Annotated in this window: 17 protein-coding genes; 14 read left to right on the top strand and 3 right to left on the bottom strand. The window is 70.3% G+C overall.

All coding sequences use genetic code 11. The features are described 5' to 3' along the window. Positions 1-56: 56 nt before the first annotated feature. A complete protein-coding gene (locus tag H0X00_RS08450; RefSeq protein ID WP_293769005.1) occupies positions 57-1,304 on the bottom strand; it encodes a hypothetical protein in 1,248 nt (415 codons plus the stop codon). Between the two features lie 213 nt (positions 1,305-1,517). Between H0X00_RS08450 and ruvC the strand changes: the two genes are divergently transcribed. The 8 genes from ruvC to H0X00_RS08490 all read left to right on the top strand — a co-directional run bounded on the left by ruvC (position 1,518) and on the right by H0X00_RS08490 (position 10,176). Continuing rightward, complete coding sequence (ruvC, locus tag H0X00_RS08455; RefSeq protein WP_293769007.1) at positions 1,518-2,060, top strand: crossover junction endodeoxyribonuclease RuvC; 543 nt, start codon at positions 1,518-1,520, stop codon at positions 2,058-2,060. Positions 2,061-2,104: 44 nt separating this feature from the next. Continuing rightward, on the top strand, positions 2,105-2,731 hold the full coding sequence (gene ruvA, locus H0X00_RS08460; RefSeq protein ID WP_293769009.1) for a Holliday junction branch migration protein RuvA: 627 nt from the start codon (positions 2,105-2,107) through the stop codon (positions 2,729-2,731). Next, positions 2,731-3,801, top strand: a complete 1,071-nt coding sequence (ruvB, locus tag H0X00_RS08465) for a Holliday junction branch migration DNA helicase RuvB (RefSeq protein WP_293769011.1) — start codon at positions 2,731-2,733, stop codon at positions 3,799-3,801. Before ruvA ends, ruvB begins: the two co-directional genes overlap by 1 nt. Positions 3,802-3,913: 112 nt before the next feature. Beyond that, positions 3,914-4,258 (top strand): preprotein translocase subunit YajC, encoded by a 345-nt coding sequence (yajC, locus tag H0X00_RS08470; protein WP_293769013.1) that lies wholly within the window; start codon positions 3,914-3,916, stop codon positions 4,256-4,258. A gap of 18 nt (positions 4,259-4,276) precedes the next feature. Further along, complete coding sequence (gene secD, locus H0X00_RS08475; RefSeq protein ID WP_293769015.1) at positions 4,277-6,094, top strand: protein translocase subunit SecD; 1,818 nt, start codon at positions 4,277-4,279, stop codon at positions 6,092-6,094. Next, positions 6,094-7,257 carry a protein translocase subunit SecF gene (secF, locus tag H0X00_RS08480; protein ID WP_293769017.1) on the top strand — a complete coding sequence of 388 codons (1,164 nt, stop codon included), beginning with the start codon at positions 6,094-6,096 and terminating at the stop codon, positions 7,255-7,257. Before secD ends, secF begins: the two co-directional genes overlap by 1 nt. Further along, positions 7,254-7,793, top strand: coding sequence for an adenine phosphoribosyltransferase (locus tag H0X00_RS08485; RefSeq protein ID WP_293769019.1), 540 nt, complete (start codon positions 7,254-7,256; stop codon positions 7,791-7,793). Before secF ends, H0X00_RS08485 begins: the two co-directional genes overlap by 4 nt. Positions 7,794-7,833: 40 nt before the next feature. Next, positions 7,834-10,176: a bifunctional (p)ppGpp synthetase/guanosine-3',5'-bis(diphosphate) 3'-pyrophosphohydrolase gene (locus tag H0X00_RS08490; RefSeq protein WP_293769021.1), complete on the top strand. Its 2,343-nt coding sequence runs from the start codon at positions 7,834-7,836 to the stop codon at positions 10,174-10,176. A 92-nt stretch (positions 10,177-10,268) separates the two neighbouring features. On the opposite strand, the gene H0X00_RS08495 is transcribed toward H0X00_RS08490, so the two are convergent. After that, the gene (locus H0X00_RS08495; protein ID WP_293769023.1) at positions 10,269-12,011 is read right to left on the bottom strand and encodes a DUF349 domain-containing protein; all 1,743 of its coding nucleotides are present in this window, start codon (positions 12,009-12,011) and stop codon (positions 10,269-10,271) included. A 76-nt stretch (positions 12,012-12,087) separates the two neighbouring features. Further along, the gene (locus H0X00_RS08500) at positions 12,088-13,032 is read right to left on the bottom strand and encodes a peptidylprolyl isomerase (RefSeq protein ID WP_293769025.1); all 945 of its coding nucleotides are present in this window, start codon (positions 13,030-13,032) and stop codon (positions 12,088-12,090) included. 173 nt (positions 13,033-13,205) lie between these two features. On the opposite strand from H0X00_RS08500, the gene H0X00_RS08505 reads away from it, so the two are divergent. The 6 genes from H0X00_RS08505 to alaS form a co-directional block, all read left to right on the top strand. Continuing rightward, a complete protein-coding gene (locus H0X00_RS08505; protein WP_293769027.1) occupies positions 13,206-13,904 on the top strand; it encodes an MBL fold metallo-hydrolase in 699 nt (232 codons plus the stop codon). 162 nt (positions 13,905-14,066) lie between these two features. After that, entirely contained in the window at positions 14,067-15,800 is a 1,734-nt protein-coding gene (aspS, locus tag H0X00_RS08510) for an aspartate--tRNA ligase (protein ID WP_293769029.1), read from the top strand. A gap of 64 nt (positions 15,801-15,864) precedes the next feature. Beyond that, positions 15,865-17,232 (top strand): replication-associated recombination protein A, encoded by a 1,368-nt coding sequence (locus H0X00_RS08515; RefSeq protein WP_293769031.1) that lies wholly within the window; start codon positions 15,865-15,867, stop codon positions 17,230-17,232. 38 nt (positions 17,233-17,270) lie between these two features. Further along, positions 17,271-17,732, top strand: coding sequence for a DUF948 domain-containing protein (locus H0X00_RS08520; protein ID WP_293769033.1), 462 nt, complete (start codon positions 17,271-17,273; stop codon positions 17,730-17,732). Further along, the gene (locus tag H0X00_RS08525) at positions 17,729-17,986 is read left to right on the top strand and encodes a hypothetical protein (protein WP_293769035.1); all 258 of its coding nucleotides are present in this window, start codon (positions 17,729-17,731) and stop codon (positions 17,984-17,986) included. The genes H0X00_RS08520 and H0X00_RS08525 overlap by 4 nt, the downstream gene beginning before the upstream one ends. A 3-nt stretch (positions 17,987-17,989) precedes the next feature. Then, positions 17,990-20,503, top strand: a 2,514-nt coding sequence (gene alaS / locus H0X00_RS08530) for an alanine--tRNA ligase (protein WP_293769037.1), incomplete at its 3' end; no start/stop codon positions are given.

A 20,503-nucleotide genomic window follows, 5' to 3' on the forward strand; every position in this document is an offset into this window, starting at 1 on the left:
GCCCTGCGGTCGTTAGAACGACCGCAGGGCCGGACGCTAGAGCTGCTGACGGACCGTCAGCGCTTGGCGCTGCTCACGGATTCGCAGCGGTTCGCCGTGTCGCGGGACTTTCCGCCGGCGCAGGTGTCGAAGCCCCTGCCGCCGTAGAGCTTGTCGCGGCCGGTGCCGCCGAGGATGTTGTCGGTGCCGCGGTTGCCCTTGAGGATGTCGGCCCCGCCATCACCGGAGATGTTGTCGTTGCCGGCGCCGCCGGCGATGGTGTCGTTGGCGTTGCCGCCGCAGATCCAGTCCTTGCCGCCGCGGCCCCGGATGTTGTCGTTGCCGTTGCCGCCGATGATGACGTCGTTGCCGATGGTGCCGACGATGGTGTTGTTGCCGAAGCCGCCGAAGATCGTGGGGATCTTGCCGAAGCAGGTGACGGGGAGGACCTCGACGCGGCCCACGCGGGCGGTACCGGCAGGCGCGGCGAACCATACGTTGCCGTCAGGACCGGCGGTGATGCCGGCCGGGTTCGATCCGTTCAGGACGCCTACCGTGAAATTGTTGAGCACTACGCCGCTCGGGCTCATGCGCCCGATCCCGTCCGACGGCGGCCCGCCGCCGTCCTCGGTGTACCAGAGGTTGCCGTCGGGCCCGGTCGTGATGTCGGTCGGGTTCGTGGCAACGGTGACGGGGAATTCGTTGATGACGCCGGCCGGGGTGACCCGTCCGAGCGCATCGGTGGTGCCTTGGTCGGTGAACCACACGTTGCCCCCGGGTCCTGCGGTGATGTCGGTCGGGTTTGCTCCGGGCAGGAAGCCGGTGGTGAAGGGCGTGATTGTTCCGGCCGGGGTAATGCGTCCGATCGCGACGGTGGTGCCGTTGTCGGTGAACCACACGTTGCCGTCGGATCCTGCTGCGATGCCGGTCGGGTTCGTCCCGGCCAAGAGCCCGGTTTGGAACTCGGTGATGACGCCGGCCGGGGTGATGCGTCCGATCGCGTTGGCGCCGTCGTCGGTGAACCACAGGTTGCCGTCGGGTCCTGCAGTGATCTCCGTGGCGTTCGCTCCCGGGAGGAGCCCGACAGTGAATGGCGTGACCACACCGAGGGGGGTGATCCGTCCGATCGCGTCCGGCGTTCCACTCTGGGTGAACCACAGGTTGCCGTCAGGCCCGGCAGCGATATCGGTCACGGCCGCCGCGGCAGGGATCCCCGCCGTGAACTCGGTAACCGTGCCGACCGCAGCGGGCGCGGGGGTCGGGGTGAGGACCGCGACCATGGCCGCGGTCAAGGTGGTGGTGAGGAGCGCGGTTCGCAGTCTCATGCGGTCGTCCGAGGTCAGAGTGACTAATGGTTACATTGGGAAAGTAGGGTGCCAGGAGGTCTGTGTGACTCCTGTTACAAGTGTTACGCGTGGAATCGCGGCGAAGATCACCCGGGTGGAGCAAGGGGTGTGGGCGCGTCGCTCCACGGCCCCAGGGCGCCGCGACCGTACCTTGGACTCCGAACACATGTTCGGATCGAGAGCGGGGACGGGATGCGCGTACTGGGGGTGGACCCGGGCCTGACCCGGTGCGGCATCGGCGTCGTCGACGGCAATCCGGGCCGGCCGATCACGCTGGTGGACGTCCTGGTGGTGGGCACCCCGCCCGGGGCCGAGATCGGGGCGCGCCTGCTCGGGATCGAGATGCAGTTGGAGCGCCTGATCGCCGAGCACCGACCGGACGCCATCGCCGTCGAGCGGGTGTTCAGCCAGCACAACGTCCGCACCGTGATGGGCACCGCGCAGGCCGGCGCGGTCGCGATCGTGGCCGCGGCCCGGCACGGCATCCCGGTCGCCCTGCACACCCCGAGTGAGGTCAAGGCCGCGGTCACCGGCAGCGGACGGGCGGACAAGGACCAGGTCGGGGCGATGGTGACCCGGATCCTGCGCCTGAGCGAGGCCCCGAAGCCGGCCGACGCCGCCGACGCCCTGGCTCTCGCGATCTGCCATCTCTGGCGCGGCGCGGCGATCAACCGGCTGTCGGCGGCGGCTGCCAAGGTGCCCACATCCCGTCTCCCGCATAGGCACAGTCGATGATCAGACCCCGACCCGTGACTCCCGCAGGTAAGAGGTGTTCCTAGGTGATTTCTTTCGTTGCCGGGCGCGTGGCCGCGCTCGGTCCGGATGCCGCTGTGGTCGAGGTCGGTGGAATTGGGCTCAGCCTCACCTGCACCCCGAACACCTTGGCCGGGCTGCGCATCGGGGAACGCGCCCAGTTGCCGGCCACGCTGATCGTGCGCGAGGACTCGCTCACCCTGTTCGGCTTCGCCGACGAGGACGAGCGGATCGTCTTCGAACAGCTGATGAGCGTCAGCGGCGTCGGCCCGCGGCTGGCCCAGGCGATGCTCGCGGTGCACGACCCGGACGAGTTGCGCCGTGCCGTCACCACCGACGACCTCAACGCCCTGATGAAGGTTCCCGGGATCGGGCGCAAGGGCGCGCAGCGCATCGCCCTCGAGCTCAAGGACCGGCTCGGTCCGCCTCGCGGTGGGACAGCGACGATTCCGGCACAGTCACGCCCGGGCGAGCCGCCCTGGCGCGACCAGGTGCACGGCGCGCTGCTCAATCTCGGCTGGTCCACCCGGGAGGCCGAACAGGCCCTCGACGTGGTCCAGGTCGAGGCCGACGCCACCGGGATCGACACCGCCGAGGCCCAGGCCTCCCAGCTTCTGCGGATGGCCCTGAAGACCCTCGGCCGGGCCACCTGATGGCTCGTCAGACCGGGGACGACCTCGTCGATGCGGACCTGCAGCTCGACGAGCAGGAGATCGAGGCGGCGCTGCGCCCCAAGCGGCTGGCCGAGTTCATCGGCCAGCACCGCGTTCGCGAGCAGCTGACGCTGATCCTGGAGGCGGCCAGGCTGCGGGAGCGGTCGCCCGACCACGTGCTGCTCTCCGGCCCGCCCGGCCTGGGCAAGACGACGCTGGCGATGATCGTGGCCGCCGAGCTGGGCATGCCGCTGCGGGTCACCAGCGGCCCGGCCATCCAGCACGCCGGTGATCTGGCCGCCCTGTTGTCCTCGCTGAGCGAGGGCGAGGTGCTCTTCCTCGACGAGATCCACCGGATGGCCCGCCCCGCTGAAGAGATGCTCTACATGGCGATGGAGGACTTTCGGGTCGACGTCATCGTCGGCAAGGGCCCCGGCGCCACCGCTATCCCGCTGGAGATTCCGCCGTTCACCCTGGTCGGCGCGACCACCCGCGCCGGGCTGCTCCCCGGCCCGCTGCGCGACCGGTTCGGGTTCACCGCCCACATGGACTTCTACTCGCCCGGCGAGCTGGAGCAGGTACTGCGCCGCTCGGCCGGGCTGCTCGGCGTCCCGCTGGCCGAGGCCGGCGCGTCCGAGATCGCCGGTCGCTCCCGCGGCACCCCCCGGATCGCCAACCGGCTCCTGCGGCGGGTCCGGGACTATGCCCAGGTCCGGGCCGACGGCGTCGTCACCGTCGAGATCGCCGAGGCGGCGCTGACGCTCTACGACGTCGACGCGATGGGCCTGGACCGCCTCGACCGGGCCGTCCTGGACGCCCTGGTCCGCCGTTTCGGCGGCGGCCCGGTGGGCTTGTCCACGCTCGCCGTGGCCGTCGGGGAGGAGACCGAGACGGTCGAGGAGGTCGCCGAGCCGTTCCTGGTCCGGGCCGGCCTGCTGGCCCGCACCCCGCGTGGGCGGGTCGCCACCGCGGCGGCTTGGTCACATCTCGGTCTCGTCGCCCCAGCAGGCGGTCTTATCGGGAACGGGCCGGCGGCCGCGCAGGTTGAGCTCTTCGACGACGCCCCCTGACCCGCCCGCGCCCCCGGCGTTAACGAGTTGGCAAAGGAGGCGCGACTAGACTCGGCGCGCTCCGGCCCGGCGATCATCGCCCGGGCTCCCCTTGGAAGGACCCTGCGTTCCCGTGGAAGCGATTCTGCCCATCGTCCTGCTGGTCGCAGCGTTCTACCTCCTGGTTCTGCGGCCGACGCAGATGCGCTCGCGGCGGGCCAAGGACCTCAACGAGAACCTCCGACCCGGGGTCGAGATCATCACCACCGCCGGAATGCTCGGCACGGTGCTCAGCGTCGAGGACGACGAGGTGCGCCTGGAGATCGCCCCGGGCGTGGTGATCCGGCTGCTCACCGGCGCGGTGGGCAAGATCCTTCACCCGGAGAACACCGCGAGCACCGGCGACGGTGCGGCCGCGGGCGAGACAGCGGACGAGGGGGGCAAGGGCTCCGGCCCGGCCTCGCCCACGTCCCACTAACGAGAGAGACCTCCCACGGTGTCGACTTCCAAGGGTGTGGGGCGCGGCGGTAACCCGCTGCGCCTCCTGGCCCTGACCCTTGCCCTGCTGGTGGGCGGCCTGGTCGCGATGATCGGTGTGGGTGCTATGCACCCCCGCCTGGCCATCGACCTCGCCGGCGGCACCAGCGTCACGCTGACCGCAAAGCCGCTCGAGGGCGGCAAGATCACCCCGGACGCGATGGACCAGGCGGTCACGATCATCCGCCAGCGCGTCAACGGCTTCGGTGTCTCCGAGGCGCAGGTGACCACCCTCGGCTCCAACAACATCGTGGTCAGCGTCCCCGGCCAGAACAACGCGCGCATCGTCGACCAGGTCGGCCAGACCGCGCTGCTCCGCTTCCGTCCGGTGCTGCAGTCCGGCGGTCCGGAGCCCACGACGGGCCTGCCCGACCTCGGCGATCTGACGGCGGGTCTGGGCGAGGACGACGAGACCCCGGACAGCCTCGGGGGCACCGCGAGTCCGTCGCCGAAGGCGAAGAAGAAGGCGAGCGCCTCGCCGAGCCCCAGCTCGGGCGCAGACGACTCCGGCCGCGCCACCTCGGATGCCCTGCGCTCGGCGGACGACCCCAACGCGTCGCCGTCCGCGACCAGCTCGCCGTCGGCGTCTCCGAGCAAGTCCGCGAACCCGTCGGCGTCGCCGACGAAGACGGCGAAGCCGGGCAAGGACGACGCGACCCCGTCCGAGGAGGACGTTGCCGCGGCGCTGGAGAGCGCGATCCCCAAGGCGGTCCGCGAGAAGTACGCCGCGCTGAACTGCCTGGACCCGGCCGCCCGGCAGGGCGGGGACATTGAGCCGGTCGAGGCGGTCGTGGTGGCCTGCGACAAGGACGGGTTCACCAAGTACCTGCTCGGTCCCAGCGCGGTGCAGGGCACCCAGATCAGCGGCGCCGAGGCCGGTCTGCCGCAGGGCGCCGGCGTGGGCGCCTGGCTGATCAACATGGAGTTCGACGGCGGGGGCACGACCGCCTTCGGCAACCTGACCAGGTCCCTGGCCGGCCTGGCCCCGCCGACCAACCAGTTGGCGATCGTGCTCGACGGCGTCGTCTACTCCAGTCCGCAGGTCAACGGGGAGATCCCCGACGGCCGCGCCGTCATCGAGGGCAACTTCACTTCCGAGACCGCGAAGGATCTGGCCAACGTGCTGAAGTACGGCGCGCTGCCGCTGGCCTTCGAGAAGAGCACGGCCTCGACGATCTCGGCGACCGTCGGTGACGACCAGCTGAAGGGCGGTCTGATCGCCGGCGCGATCGGCTTGGTGCTCGTCGTGGCCTACTGCATCTACTTCTACCGCGCGCTCGGTATCGCCGCGTTGCTCGGGCTCATCGTGGCCGCGGCCATGTCCTACGAGATGATCTCGCTCCTCGGCGAGGCCATCGGCTATCGCCTGTCCATCGCCGGCGTCGCCGGCATGATCGTCGCCATCGGCATCACCGCCGACTCCTTCGTCGTCTTCTTCGAACGATTGCGCGACGAGATCCGCGACGGTCGAAGTCCGCGGACCGCGGTGGAGTACGGCTGGATACGGGCCCGGCGCACGATCCTGTCCGCGAACTTCGTCTCGCTGCTCGCGGCGGGCGTCCTGTACTTCTTCTCCGTCGCCGAGGTGAAGGGCTTCGCGTTCACCCTCGGCCTGGCGACCATGATCGACGTCGTGGTGATCTTCCTGTTCACCAAGCCGCTGTGCGCCTGGCTGATGCGCAGGCCGTACTTCGCCCGTGGCCGTCCCTGGTCCGGGGTCAATCCCGAGAGCCTCGGGATGCACCAGCTCCGCGCTGCCCGCGCCAAGGAGGCCTGATGTCCCGCTGGTCCGACCTCGGACACGACCTGCAGACCGGGGCCAAGTCAGTCGACATCATCGACCGGCGCAAGACCTGGTTCCTGGTCAGCGCCGTGCTCGTGCTGATCTCGATCCTCGGCCTGGGTGTGCGTCAGCTCGACATGGGCGTGGAGTTCGACGGCGGGTCGGTGTTCGAGGTGAAGACCTCGGACACCTCGGTCGGCGACGTCCGGGACATCGTCGAGGGGGCCGGGGTCGAAGAGCCCAAGGTCCAGAAGCTCGGCAGCGACCGGTACCGGATCGAGACCACCTCGAAGAGCACCGAAGAGGCCCGGCCGGTCCAGGACGCGCTGTCCAAGGAACTCGGCCTGCCGCTCGAGGAGATCACCACGCAGGTGGTCGGCCCGAGCTGGGGCGACGACGTCACCAGCAAGGCGTTGCGCAGCCTGCTGATCTTCCTCGCGTTGCTGACGGTGTATCTGGCCATGGCCTTCGCACCGAAGATGGCGGCGGGCGCGATGGTTGCGCTGTTGCACGACCTCGTGATCACCATCGGCATCTACGCCCTGGTCGGGTTCACGGTCAGCCCGGCGACGGTGATCGGGTTGCTGACGATCCTCGGATATTCGCTCTACGACACCGTGGTCGTGTTCGACAAGGTGCGTGAGAACACCGCGGACCTGACCAAGACCAACAAGATGACCTACAGCCAGGCGGCGAACCTCGCGGTCAACCAGACTCTGGTGCGCTCGATCAACACCACGGTGATCGCGCTGCTCCCGGTGGGTGGTCTGCTCTTCGTCGGGGCCGGCCTGCTCGGGGCCGGCACGCTCAAGGACCTGGCCCTGGTGCTGTTCGTCGGTATGGCGGTCGGCGCCTACTCCTCGATCTTCCTCGCCACTCCGGCGGTCGTCGCGCTCAAGGAGCGTGAGCCGGAGATGAAGGCCCTGACCAAGCGGGTCGCCAGCCGCGAGGCCGCGCTGCGCAAGTCCGGCGGCAAGAGCGCCACCGAGGGTGGCGCCGGTGGAGGCGCCGGTGGAGGCGTCGCCCTCGCAGCGCCGCCGGAGCAGGACCTGGCCGACGAGGACCTGAACGAGGACGGGACGCCGCGTACACCGGGCGAACGGGTCCAACCCAAGCGTGGCCCGTCCCGCGAGCAGCGGCAGAAGAAGCGACCGTGAGCGGGGCCAGTCCGAATTTGGCTGCGGACTGGCGCTCGCTGGTCCGTGACGTCCCCGACTTTCCGATCCCCGGGATCCTGTTCAAGGACATCGTCCCGGTGCTGGCCGACCCGGCCGGCCTGGCCGCGATGACGGCCGAGCTGACCGAGGCCGCGCGGGCGATGCAGCCCGACGTCGTGGTCGCCATCGAGGCCCGCGGGTTCATCCTCGGCGCCCCGATCGCCCTCGCCCTCGGCATCGGGTTCGTCCCGGTGCGCAAGCCCGGCAAACTGCCCTTCACCACCCGCTCGGTGGCCTACGCGCTGGAGTACGGCGAAGCGGTGCTGCACATGCACACTGACGCGCTGGGCGAAGGCGCGCGCGTGGTGATTGTGGATGACGTCCTGGCCACCGGCGGCACGCTCGAAGCGTCGGCACAGTTGGTCACCGAGGCCGGCGCGATCGCGGTCGGCGCCGTCGTCGCCCTGGAGATCGGCGGGCTCGGGGCGCGGGAGCGGCTGGCCCGGCTACCCCTGACAGCACTCCAAGCAGTCTGACGGGGCGTCTTTCCTGCTGAGTGCCGGTTAACATGGCAACGTGACCGAACCCGTGGTGCCCACCACGACCCCGGACGCCGCGCCGTCGACCCGGCGCGTGCGGGCCCGGTTGGCGCGCCTGGGCGGCACCCGGGCCCCCTCCGGCAATCCGGTGCTGGAGCCGTTGTTCCGCAGCGTGCGCGAGTCCCACCCGAAGGTTGACCTGCGTCTGCTCGAGCGCGCCTACGACGTCGCCGAGGAGTGCCACCGCGGTCAGTTGCGCCGCTCGGGCGACCCCTACATCACGCACCCGCTCTCGGTCGCGACCATCCTGGCCGAGCTCGGCATGGAGCCCCCGACGCTCTGCGCGGCGCTACTGCACGACACCGTCGAGGACACCGACTACACGATCGAGGCGGTGGAGGCCGACTTCGGCTCCGAGATCGCGAGCCTGGTCGACGGCGTGACCAAGCTGGACAAGGTCCACTACGGCGACGCCGCGCAGGCCGAGACGGTCCGCAAGATGGTCATCGCGATGGCCCGCGACATCCGGGTGCTGGTCATCAAGCTGGCCGACCGGCTGCACAACATGCGGACGCTGCGCTATATGCCGCAGGCCAAGCAGGAGCACACGGCGCGGGAGACGCTGGAGATCTACGCCCCGCTCGCGCACCGCCTGGGCATGAACACGGTGAAGTGGGAGCTGGAGGACCTTTCCTTCGCCACGCTCTACCCGAAGATGTACGACGAGATCGTGCGCCTGGTCGCCGACCGCGCGCCCTCACGCGACGACTACCTCGCGGTGGTCATCGACCAGGTCTCGGCCGACCTGCGGACCGCGCGCCTCAAGGCCCGCGTGACCGGCCGGCCCAAGCACTACTACTCGATCTACCAGAAGATGATCGTGCGCGGCCGCGACTTCGCCGACATCTACGACCTGGTCGGCATCCGCATCCTGGTCGAGTCGGTACGCGACTGCTACGCGACCCTCGGCTCGGTGCACGCGCGCTGGAAGCCGGTGCCCGGCCGGTTCAAGGACTACATCGCGATGCCGAAGTTCAACATGTACCAGTCGCTGCACACGACGGTGATCGGACCTGAGGGCAAGCCGGTCGAGCTGCAGATCCGCACGCACGCGATGCACCGGCGCGCCGAGTACGGCGTCGCCGCGCACTGGAAGTACAAGGCCGAGGTCAACGGCGAGCAGTCGGGCGCGGCCGGCACGCTGGCCGCCTCGAGCGGGGAGAAGGCCGCCGGCGAGGACATGGTCTGGCTGCGTCAGTTGTTGGACTGGCAGAAGGAGACCGCCGACCCGGGGGAGTTCCTGGAGTCGCTGCGCTTCGACCTCGGCACCAGCGAGGTCTACGTGTTCACCCCGGCCGGTGACGCGATCGCCCTGCCGTCGGGTTCCACCCCCGTCGACCTCGCCTACGCGGTGCACACCGAGATCGGGCACCGCTGCATCGGGGCCCGGGTCAACGGCCGGCTGGTCCCGCTGGAGAGCAAACTCGCCAGCGGCGACGTGGTCGAGATCTTCACCGCCAAGGGCCACGGACCGGGCGCGGGCCCGAGCCGGGACTGGCTGGAGTACGTCGCCAGCCCGCGCGCCCGCAACAAGATCAAGCAGTGGTTCTCCAAGGAGCGCCGCGAAGAAGCGATCGAACGCGGCAAGGAGCAGATCGCCCGCGCGATGCGCAAGCAGGGCCTGCCGATCCAGCGGTTGATGACCTCGGAGACTCTGACGGCGATCGCGCACGAGCTCCGCCTGGCCGACATCTCCGCGCTCTACGCCGCGGTCGGCGAGGGCCACAACTCCGCGCAGGCCGTCGTGCAGCGCCTGGTGCAGTCCCTGGGCGGCACCGACTCCACCACCGAGGACGTCGCCGAGGCTGTCTCGCCGACCCGGGCGCGCGGCAAGATCCGCCCGCACGGCGATCCCGGCGTCGTGGTCAAGGGCGTCGACGACGTCTGGGTGAAGCTGGCGCGCTGCTGCACCCCGGTGCCGGGCGACGAGATCATCGGCTTTGTCACCCGCGGCAGCGGGGTCTCGGTGCACCGCACCGACTGCACCAACGTCGTGTCCTCGATGAGTTCCCAGCAGGAGCGCATGGTCGAGGTGGAGTGGGCGCCGACCTCGTCCTCGGTGTTCCTGGTCTCGATCCAGGTCGAGGCCCTGGACCGGGCGCGCCTGCTCTCGGACATCACCCGGGTGCTGTCCGACCAGCACGTCAACATCCTGTCCGCGACGGTGGCGACCACGCGCGACCGGATCGCGATCAGCAAGTTCACCTTCGAGATGGGCGACCCGAAGCACCTCGGCCACGTCATGAAGGCCGTGCGCGGCGTCGACGCCGTCTTCGACGCCTACCGCGTCACCGGCACGACCACCGGCTCCCCGAACTAGCGGTCACAACGGATGTCATCCGTTGAGCGTCACAACGGATGTCATCCGTTGAATGTCAAAAGTGGGCCTCTGCGGATGACATCCCTTGAGGGTCAGCTGAACTCGCCGAGCATCTTCTCGGCCCCGACCAGCCATTCCCTGCGGGCGGCCACGGCGGCCTCGGCGTCGGTGATGGCCTTGGCGTTGCCGGACGCGCGGGCCTTGTCGGCCTGCTTCTCGTACTTGGCGATGGCGGCCAGCAGCGAGTCGACGGTCTCCTGAGCCCGCGCCCTTGCGGCGGGGTTGCTGCGTTGCCGGGCGACGTCCTCGGCCGCGCGGACCGCGGCCTCGACCGCGGACAGCCGGCTCTCGACCCGGCCGCGGGTCTCGCGGGGGAGCGAGCCGGCCTTCTCCCAGCGGTCCTGGACGCCGCGCAGCGCGGCGCGGGCCGAGGCGGCGTCGGTGACCGGCACCAGCTTCTCCGCCTCCACGACCAGCGCCTCCTTGGCGGCCTGGTTCGTGGCGAGCTCGGCGTCCTTGGCGGCAAAGGTGTTGTTCCGGGTCGCGAAGAACTGGTCCTGCGCGCCCTTGAAGCGCTCCCAGAGCGCGTCGTCGACGTCGCGCGCCGCGCGGCCCGAGGTCTTCCACTCCTTCATCAGGTTGCGGAAGGCGTCGGAGGTGGAGCCCCAGTCGGTGGAGGTGGCCAGGGCCTCGGCCTTGGCGACCAGGGCCTCCTTGGCGGCCTTGGCGGCGTCCCGGGTCGAGGTGAGCTCGGAGTAGTGCGCCTTACGTCGCTTGCTGAACGCCGAACGGGCGGCGGAGAACCGCGACCACAGCTCGTCGTCGGACTTGCGGTCCAGGCGGGGCGCGGCCTTCCACTCCTCCAGCAGGACCCGGATGCGGTCCCCACCGACGCGCCACTCGGCGCCGGCGCCGATGGCCTCGACATCGGTGACGATGCGCTCCTTGACCACCTTGGCCTCGGCGATCAGCTTTGCGCGGGCGGCCCGCGCGGCTGCTCCGCGGGTCTTGGCGAGTTCCTCCAGGGCCACGATGCGCGCGTCCAGGGCGGCCAGGTCGCCGATCGCGGCGACGTCGACCAGTGAGGCCTTGATCCGCTCGATCGCGGTGCGGGCTTCCTTCTCCGGCACGTCGGTCTCGCGGATCCGGTGCTCGAGCAGGTCGACCTCGATGGCCAGGCCGTCGAAGCGGCGGCCGTAGAACTCCAGCGCATCCGCCGGCGGACCGGCCTGCCAGGACCCGATCCCGCGGTCGCCGGCCGGAGTGCGGACGAAGACCGTGCCCTCGGCGTCGACGTAGCCCCACTCGTCGCGGTTGACGGGAGGCGCCGACGGGTCCGGGGCCGGGCCGGGCGCCGGGAGGTGGGCGGGGATGTCGGCCGGGGTCACCGACACCGGTTCGGGTGTTGCGGGAGTCTCCGCGGCCGGTGCCACTGCCACGGGCGCCTCCGCACCGGGTGCCTCTGTATCGGGTGCCTCTGTATCGGGTGCCTCTGTAACGGGTGCCTCTGTAACGGGTGCCTCTGCCACGGGTGCCTCTGCCACCGGTGCCTCTGCCACCGGCGCCTCTGCCACCGGAGCCACCGGCGCCACCGGCGCCTCGGGTGCCTCGGGCGCCTCGGGTGCCTCGGGCGCCTGCGGTGCGGAAGGCGTCACGGGCGCCACCGGCACGACCGGGGTGGGCGGCTCTTCGGCCGGGGCGCCGGCCTGGGGTGCAGCCGGCGTCGCGATCTCCACCACGGGTGTCGGCTCGACCGTCACCTGCTCGACCGTCACCTGCTCGGTCGTGAGCTCGCCGATCTGGTCGCCGGCGACCTGCTCGGGGGTTTCGCTCACGGTTCCTCCTCGCCGTTGCCCGGCGTCAGCGCCGCCCGCAGGCAGCTTCAGGGCAGCTTGGGGGCCGCCGTCGCAATTACGGGGTGCTGGTCGCGCTGGGTTCGGTCGACGGCTCAGGGGTGCTGGACGCCTTCGGCTTAGCGGTCTTGGTGGCCTTGCTGGTGGCGCTGGGCTCGGCGGACGGGGTGCTGGCTTTCGGCTCCTTCGTGATCGTCACCTTGTTGATGGTGACCTTGTTCTTGGGTGCGTCGTCCGCGCCGGTGTCCGGGTTGGTCTTGGTGCCGGCCTTCGCGATGTCGGTCAGGACGTCGAGCCCGGAGATGATCTTGCCGAACGGAACGTAGTCCGGTCCAAATTCGGAGTCCTTGAACATCATGAAGAACTGGCTGCCGTTGGTGTTCGGCCCGGCGTTGGCCATCGCAACGACGCCGGCCTCGTAGGTCGCGCCCTCGAGGTTCTCGTCCGCGAAGCTGTAGCCGGGGCCGCCGCGACCGGTCGCGTCGGGGTCACCGCACTGCAGCACGAAGGTGCCGGTGCTGTTCAGTTCGCGGTGGCACTGGGTGTTGTCGAAGTACTTGGCCTTGGCCAGGTAGACGAAGTTGTTGACCGCGCACGGCGCGGCGGCGGCGTCGAGCTCCATCACCACGGGCTTCTTGTTGACCTGGATCGTCGCCTCGTACGTGCCGGTGGCGTTGGCCAGGCTCGGCGGCGTGCCGACGTCCTTGGACGCGGGGCTGCCGTCGGCGGTGTAGGTGCAGTTGGCCTTCCCCGCCGGTGCCGGTAGCGGCGTCGGAGAGGGGGTCGGGCTGGCCTCGGCCGCGACTTCCGTGTCGTCGCCGTCGAAGATGGCCATGACCCCGAAGACGGCGCCGACCACGGCGCCGCCGGCCAGGACCACCGCGACCGTCACGGCGATCGCGCGCATGCGGGCCTTGCGGCGCGCCTCGGCGGCTGCCGCCTTGCGCTCGGCAGCCAGCTCGCGCCGGCGCTCGGCGCTCGTCTTCTTCCCCTGGCCAGCCACGCGGTGCTCCTCGTCGGTCAACTCGTTCTGTCCCGCCCGCCTGAGGCGTCGGCGTCGCACAGTCTAGGGAAGGAGCTTGTGTGAGCCCCGCACCGCTCGCGCCGGGGGTTGCGGGCGCCCCCGGTAGTCTCGCTGGGTCAGTTCACGGGGTCAGACGGGTCAGGGGAGGTCGCTTGTTCATCGCCGGCTTCCCGTCCGCCATGTTCGGAACCAACTGTTACGTCGTGGCCACCGCGCCGGGCGAGCAGTGCGTGGTGGTGGACCCGGGCATTGAGGTGGTGGGCCAGCTGGAGGAGTTGCTGGCCGAGCACCGGCTGCAGCCGGTCGCGGTGATGCTCACCCACGGTCACATCGACCACACCTACTCCGTCGCCCCGGTCTGCGGAGCGCGGGGAATCCCGGCCTGGATCCACCCGGAGGACCGTGAGCTGCTGGTCGATCCGGGTAAGGGGATGGGTATGTCGACCCAGGCCCTGTTCGGCGGCCGGCTGGAGTGGACCGAGCCGGACGACGTCCGTCTGCTCGACGACGACGCGCCGATCGAGCTGGCCGGGCTGTCCTTCACCGTCGACCACGCGCCCGGCCACACCCCGGGTTCAGTGATGTTCCGGCTGCCCAAGGTCGGTGACGTCGGGGAACAGATCCTGATCTCCGGCGATGTGCTCTTCCAGGGCTCGATCGGGCGGATGGACCTGCCCGGGGGCAACGAGGAGCAGATGTACGAGAGCCTCCGCAGCAAGGTGTTACCGCTCGACGACGGCACGATTGTCCTGCCCGGCCACGGTGATCAGACGACGATCGGCATCGAACGCGCGACGAACCCGTATCTGGACATGGTCGCCAGGCCGGCCGCCCCGCACCGAGGGATGTGAGGGCGTGCCACACAACTCCTCTGCGGCGCGGCTCGGCGCCAGAACGCCCTCTGGCTGCGTTGTCGTCGTCGCCCGATGCTCCGCATCGGGCTCCCCCTCCGCCTTGCCAGAGAACGTTCTGATCACCGCCCGCATCCGCCAGGAATTGAGAGGCAAGCCCGCATGATCCGCACGCACACCGGGGGCTCGCTGCGGGCGAGCGACGCCGGCACCACCGTCACCCTGGCCGGCTGGATCGCGCACCGCCGCGACCACGGCGGCGTCGCCTTCCTCGACCTGCGCGACGCCTCCGGCGTGGTCCAGGTCGTCATCCGGGACGAGGGCGTCGCGCACGGCCTGCGCAACGAATACTGCCTCAAGGTGACCGGCGAGGTTTCCGCGCGCCCCGCCGGCAATGCGAACCCGAACCTGCCCACCGGCGAGGTCGAGGTGATCGCGACCGAGGTGCGGGTGCTCTCCGAGGCCGCTCCGCTCCCGTTTCCCATCGACGACCACGGGGTCGGGAACATCAGCGAGGAAGCGCGGCTGAAGTACCGCTACCTCGACCTGCGCCGCGCCGACATGGCCGCGAACATTCGCCTGCGCTCGAGGGTCACCCACGTCATCCGCGAGGTGATGGAGTCCGAGGACTTCCTCGACGTCGAGACCCCGTACCTGACCCGCTCGACCCCCGAAGGAGCGCGCGACTTCCTGGTTCCGGTGCGCTTGCAACCGGGCACCTGGTACGCGCTGCCGCAGTCCCCGCAGTTGTTCAAGCAGTTGCTGATGGTCGCCGGGCTCGAGCGGTACTACCAGATCGCGCGCTGCTTCCGGGACGAGGACTTCCGGGCCGACCGGCAGCCCGAATTCACCCAGCTCGACGTGGAGATGTCCTTCGTCGAACGGGCGGACGTCGTGCGCGTCACTGAGAAGGTGATCCGCGCGCTGTGGTCGCAGACCGTCGGCTACGAGATCCCGGACCCGATCCCGCACATGGCCTGGCACGAGGCCGAGACCCGGTTCGGCTCGGACAAGCCCGACCTGCGCTTCGGTTGCGAGCTGGTCGATCTGACCGCCTACTTCGCGAATACCGAGTTCCGGGTGTTCCAGGCCGAGCACGTCGGCGCCGTCGTGATGCCCGGCGGGGCGTCGCAGACCCGGCGCGAGCTGGACAACTGGCAGGACTGGGCCAAGTCGCGGGGCGCCAAGGGCCTGGCCTATGTGACGGTGGGTCAGGACGGCACTCTCGCTGGTGTCGCGAAGAACCTGTCCGACACCGAACGCGACGGCCTGGCTGCTGCCGTCGGCGCGGCACCGGGGGACTGCATCTTCCTCGGCGCCGGAGAGCGCGGCTCGACGCTGGCCCTGCTCGGCGCCGCCCGGTTGGAGATCGGCAAGCGCTGCGAGCTGATCGACAGCTCCCGCTGGGAGTTCGTCTGGATCGTCGACGCCCCGATGTTCGAGAAGAACTCGCACGGCGGTTGGACCGCGGTGCACCACCCGTTCACCTCCCCCACGCCGGAGTTCGTCGACTCCTTCGACGTCGACCCTGCGGCCGCGCTGTCCGACGCCTACGACATCGTGCTGAACGGCTCGGAGATCGGCGGGGGATCGATCCGTATCCACCGCAGCGATGTCCAGGCTCGGGTCTTCGAGCTGATCGGGCTGAGCAAGGACCAGGCGCAGGACCAGTTCGGCTTCCTGCTCGAGGCGTTCGCCTACGGGCCCCCGCCGCACGGCGGCATCGCTCTCGGCCTGGACCGGGTCTGCGCGCTGCTGGCCGGGGCGGAGACGATCCGCGACGTCATCGCCTTCCCGAAGACGGCCTCCGGCGGCGACCCGCTCACCGGCGCCCCGTCCCCGATCACCCCGGCCCAGCGCAAGGAAGCCGGCATTGACGCACCCCCGCCCGCCTGACCGAACCATGAGGCGTGTCACGCCTAATGGTTCGGTGGTTCACACCCGGAACTAGGGTCGGGGCGTGACCGAACCGGAGACGCTGTTCGAGGCGGCGGGCCGGGCCCACCGGCAGGCCCCGCTGGCGGCCCGGATGCGGCCGCGGACGCTGGATGAGGTCGTCGGGCAGGACCACCTGCTCCAGCCGGGGGCGCCGCTGCGCCGATTGGTCGACGCCGCGGGTAAGGCCGGGCCGGCGGCGCCGTCCTCGGTGCTGCTCTGGGGCCCGCCGGGCACCGGCAAGACCACGTTGGCCCGGATCATCTCCGCGGCGACGGGCCGGAAGTTCGTCGAGTTGTCGGCGGTCAGTGCCGGGGTCAAGGACGTGCGCGATGCCTTGACCGCCGCCAAGAAGGACGCCTCCATCGGGGCTGCGGAGACCGTGCTGTTCCTCGACGAGGTGCACCGGTTCTCCAAGGCCCAGCAGGACTCGCTGCTGCACGGCGTGGAGGATCGCGTCGTCACGTTGGTGGCCGCGACGACGGAGAACCCGCACTTCTCGGTGATCTCCCCCCTGCTGTCCCGCTCGCTGCTGCTCACCCTGCGTCCGCTCACCGACGTCGACGTGGGCGTACTGATCGACCGGGCGCTGGTGGCCGAGCAGGGCCTGGGCGGGGTGGTCACGCTGGCCCCGGACGCCCGCGAGCACCTGCTCCGGATCGCCGGGGGAGACGCCCGTCGGGCCCTGACCGCTCTGGAAGCGGCCGCCGGCGCCGCCCTCGACCTGGAGCAGGCCGAGGTCTCCCTCGACCTCGTCGAGCACGCCGTCGCCCAGGCCGCGGCCCGCTACGACCGCGACGGCGATCAGCACTACGACGTGATCAGCGCGTTCATCAAGTCGCTGCGCGGCAGCGACGTGGACGCCGCCCTGCACTACCTGGCGCGGATGATCGAGGCCGGTGAGGACCCCCGATTCATCGCCCGCCGCCTGGTCATCCTGGCCAGCGAGGACATCGGGATGGCGGACTCGACGGCCCTGCAGACCGCCGTGGCCGCGGCCCAGGCCGTTGCGCTGATCGGCATGCCCGAGGCGCAGCTCAATCTGGCCCACGCCACGATCGCACTCGCGACGGCGCCGAAATCCAATGCGGTGACAACCGCGCTCGGCGCCGCGGTCGCCGATCTGCGCGCCGGCCTGGTCGGCGCCGTCCCCGGGCACCTGCGGGACTCCCACTACCCCGGGGCCCAGAAACTCGGTCACGGCCAGGGTTACAAGTACTCCCACGACCACCCCCACGGCGTCGTCGCCCAGCAGTACGCCCCGGATCTTGTCGTGGGGAAGGACTACTACGTCCCGACCGCGAATGGTGCAGAACGAGAGCTGGCCGACCGCCTCGCGCGACTGCGCCGCGTCCTCCGGGGCGGCCCGCCCCAAGCGGAGACCCGACGATAGGGTCGGCCGGTCGGATTTGAACGGAAGGGCGGTACCGAGTGTCCCCAGGTGAGGTCGCAGGTCTGATCGTGGCCTTCGGGTGGGCGGTGCTCGTGATCTTCCTGTCCTACGTGCTGGTCAAGCTCGGCGGGACGCTCAAGGAGCTGACCCGCGTGGTCGGGGAGGTCGGCGACTCCACGGTGCCGGTGCTCACCGAGGTGACCGCCACGGTTGCGACGACGAACATCACGCTGAGTTCGGTCGAGGAGATCACCACCAACGTCTCCTCGATCACGCGCAACGCCAAGGCGTTGACCGCGATCGCGACCGTGGGGATGGGCAACCCGCTGATCAAGGCGGTGTCGTTCAGCTACGGGGTGCGCCGGGCGATGGGCGGCAAGAAGCAGCGCGAACTGCAGAAGCGGGTCAAGGACGAGATGCGCCGCGACGCACACCGCAAGCGCCGCGGCAGCCGCCGGGCCAAGAAGGCGGCCGTCAAGGCGCGGCGGACCGTCAAGTGAAGAGCCTGTTCTGGACCGGCCTGGGCGTCACGGTCGGCGTGCTCGCCACCCGCAAAGCCTCGCGGGCGCTCGAGCAGTTCACCCCGGAAGGCGTCTCCGGCCGGGTGTCCGAGAGCATCGCCGACCTGGGCGATGCCATCCGCCAGTTCGGAATGGACGTGCGCGAAGCGATGTGGGACCGCGAGGATGAGCTGCGTGACGCGTTCGGTCTCAACGACGGCCTCCATGACGCAGAAGATGCCCCGGCAAGGTAAGTGATGGACTCCGCAGACATTCGCAACCGGTTCCTGAAGTTCTTCGAGAAGAACGGCCACACGATCGTCCCGTCGGCCTCGCTGATCGCCGACGACCCGACGCTGCTGCTGGTGCCGGCCGGGATGGTGCCGTTCAAGCCGTACTTCCTGGGCGAGCAGAGCCCGCCGTGGAAGCGCGCCACGAGTGTCCAGAAGTGCGTGCGCACCCCGGACATCGACGAGGTCGGCAAGACCACCAGGCACGCCACGTTCTTCCAGATGGCCGGCAACTTCTCCTTCGGCGACTACTTCAAGTCCGGCGCGATCCCGCTGGCCTGGGAGCTGCTCACGGGTCCGGTCGCGGACGGTGGCTACGGCTTCGACGGCGAGAAGCTCTGGGTGACGGTCTATCAGGACGACGACGAGGCCATCGAGATCTGGCACAACATGGTCGGCGTCCCGCGCGAGCGGATCCAGCGCCGCGGCCTGGCCGACAACTACTGGCACATGGGCGTGGCCGGGCCCGGTGGCCCGTGCTCGGAGATCTACTTCGACCGCGGACCGGCCTACGGCAAGGAGGGCGGCCCGGTCGCAGACGAGGACCGCTACCTCGAGCTCTGGAACCTCGTTTTCATGCAGTCCGAACTCTCCGAGGTCCGCACGAAGATCGACTTCGACATCCGCGGTGACCTGCCGGCCAAGAACATCGACACCGGCATGGGCTGCGAGCGGATGGCCGCGATCCTGCAGGGCGTCGAGAACATCTACGAGATCGACACCACCCGCAAGATCCTCGACCGCGCCACCGAACTCACCGGTGTGAAGTACGGCCAGGACGAGCGCAGGGATGTCTCGCTGCGCGTCATCGCCGACCACTCGCGCACCGCGGCGATGCTGATCGGCGACGGTGTCACGCCGGGCAACGAGGGCCGCGGCTACGTGCTGCGCCGGATCATGCGCCGGGTCACCCGGAACATGCGCCTGCTGGGCGCGCCGGACACCAACATGCGGGAACTGATCGACGCCTCGCTCGGCGCGATGGCCCCGCAATACCCGGAACTGCTCACCGAGGCGAGTCGGATCCACGCGGTCGCGGAGGGCGAGGAGGCGGCGTTCCTGCGCACGCTGCGCGCCGGCACCACGATCCTCGACACCGCGGTCACGGACATCAAGAAGTCGGGCTCGTCGGTGCTCTCCGGCGAGCAGGCGTTCGCACTTCACGACACCTACGGGTTCCCGATCGACCTGACGCTGGAGATGGCGGCCGAGCAGGGGATCGAGGTCGACCGCGTCGAGTTCCGTCGGTTGATGGCCGAGCAGCGCGACCGCGGCAAGGCCGACGCCAAGGCCAAGAAGACCGGTCACGTCGACGTCACCACCTACCGGGACGCGTTGGCGGCGGCCGGCTCCCCGGTGAGTTTCACCGGCTACATCGAGGTCGTCTCGGAGGCGGCTGTGCTGGGCCTGATCGCCGCGGGCAGCCCGGTCCCGGCCGCGACCGAGGGCGACGAGGTCGAGGTCGTGCTCGACCGCACGCCCTTCTACGCCGAGGGCGGCGGCCAGCTCGCCGACCACGGCCTGATCGTCACGAGCACCGGCGCGCGGATCGCCGTCCACGACGTGCAATCGCCACTGACCGGGCTGGTCGTGCACCGGGCGAAGGTGATTGTGGGTCAGGTGACGGTGGGTGAGACCGTGCGCGCAGAGGTGGACGTGCAGCGCCGCGCGGCGATCTCCCGCTCGCACACCGCGACCCACCTGGTGCACCGCGGCCTGCGCGAGGCACTGGGGGAGACCGCGGCCCAGGCCGGTTCGGAGAACTCCGCCGGCCGCTTCCGCTTCGACTTCTCCTCCCCGTCGGCGGTGCCGACCTCGGTGCTCCACGACGTCGAGGACCGGGTCAACCAGGTGCTCATCGAGGACCACCCGGTGGTCGCGGAAGTGATGAGCCAGGACGAGGCGAAGCGCTCCGGCGCGATCGCGATGTTCGGTGAGAAGTACGGCGACACCGTGCGTGTGGTCTCGGTCGGGGACTACTCCCGCGAACTGTGCGGGGGGACCCACGTCGCCCGCTCCGGGCAGCTCGGGCTGATCAAGTTGCTGGGCGAATCCTCGATCGGCGCCGGCGTGCGCCGCGTGGAGGCCCTGGTCGGCACCGATGCGTACCGCTTCCTGGCCCGCGAGCACGTGCTCGTCTCCCAGCTCGCCGACACTTTCAAGGCCCGCCCCGAAGAGCTGCCTGACCGGATCGCCGGGGTGCTCGCGCGCCTCAAGGAGGTCGAGAAGGAGCTCGAGGGCGTCCGCGCCGGGGCCGTCCTCGCCGCCGCCGGTGAACTCGCGGCCGGCGCCGCGGACGTCGGCGGGGTCGCCTACGTCGGCACCAAGCTGCCGGACGAGACCAAGGCCGACGACCTGCGCAAGCTCGCCCTCGACGTCCGCGGCCGGATCGGGGACTCCCGGCCCTCGGTGGTGGTCGCGGTCGCGGCGGCCAACGGTCGCCCCGCGCTGTTGATCGCCACCAACGAGGCGGCCCGGGCC

Source organism: Sporichthya sp. (assembly GCF_013815995.1).
Classification (GTDB): domain Bacteria; phylum Actinomycetota; class Actinomycetes; order Sporichthyales; family Sporichthyaceae; genus Sporichthya.

Excerpts from the sequence above, each read along its gene's own strand:
- secF (WP_293769017.1), top strand. The coding sequence starts at position 6,094 with ATGTCCCGCTGGTCCGACCTCGGACACGACCTGCAGACCGGGGCCAAG.
- ruvC (WP_293769007.1), top strand. The coding sequence starts at position 1,518 with ATGCGCGTACTGGGGGTGGACCCGGGCCTGACCCGGTGCGGCATCGGC.
- H0X00_RS08450 (WP_293769005.1), bottom strand. The coding sequence starts at position 1,304 with ATGAGACTGCGAACCGCGCTCCTCACCACCACCTTGACCGCGGCCATG.
- ruvB (WP_293769011.1), top strand. The coding sequence starts at position 2,731 with ATGGCTCGTCAGACCGGGGACGACCTCGTCGATGCGGACCTGCAGCTC.
- aspS (WP_293769029.1), top strand. The coding sequence starts at position 14,067 with ATGATCCGCACGCACACCGGGGGCTCGCTGCGGGCGAGCGACGCCGGC.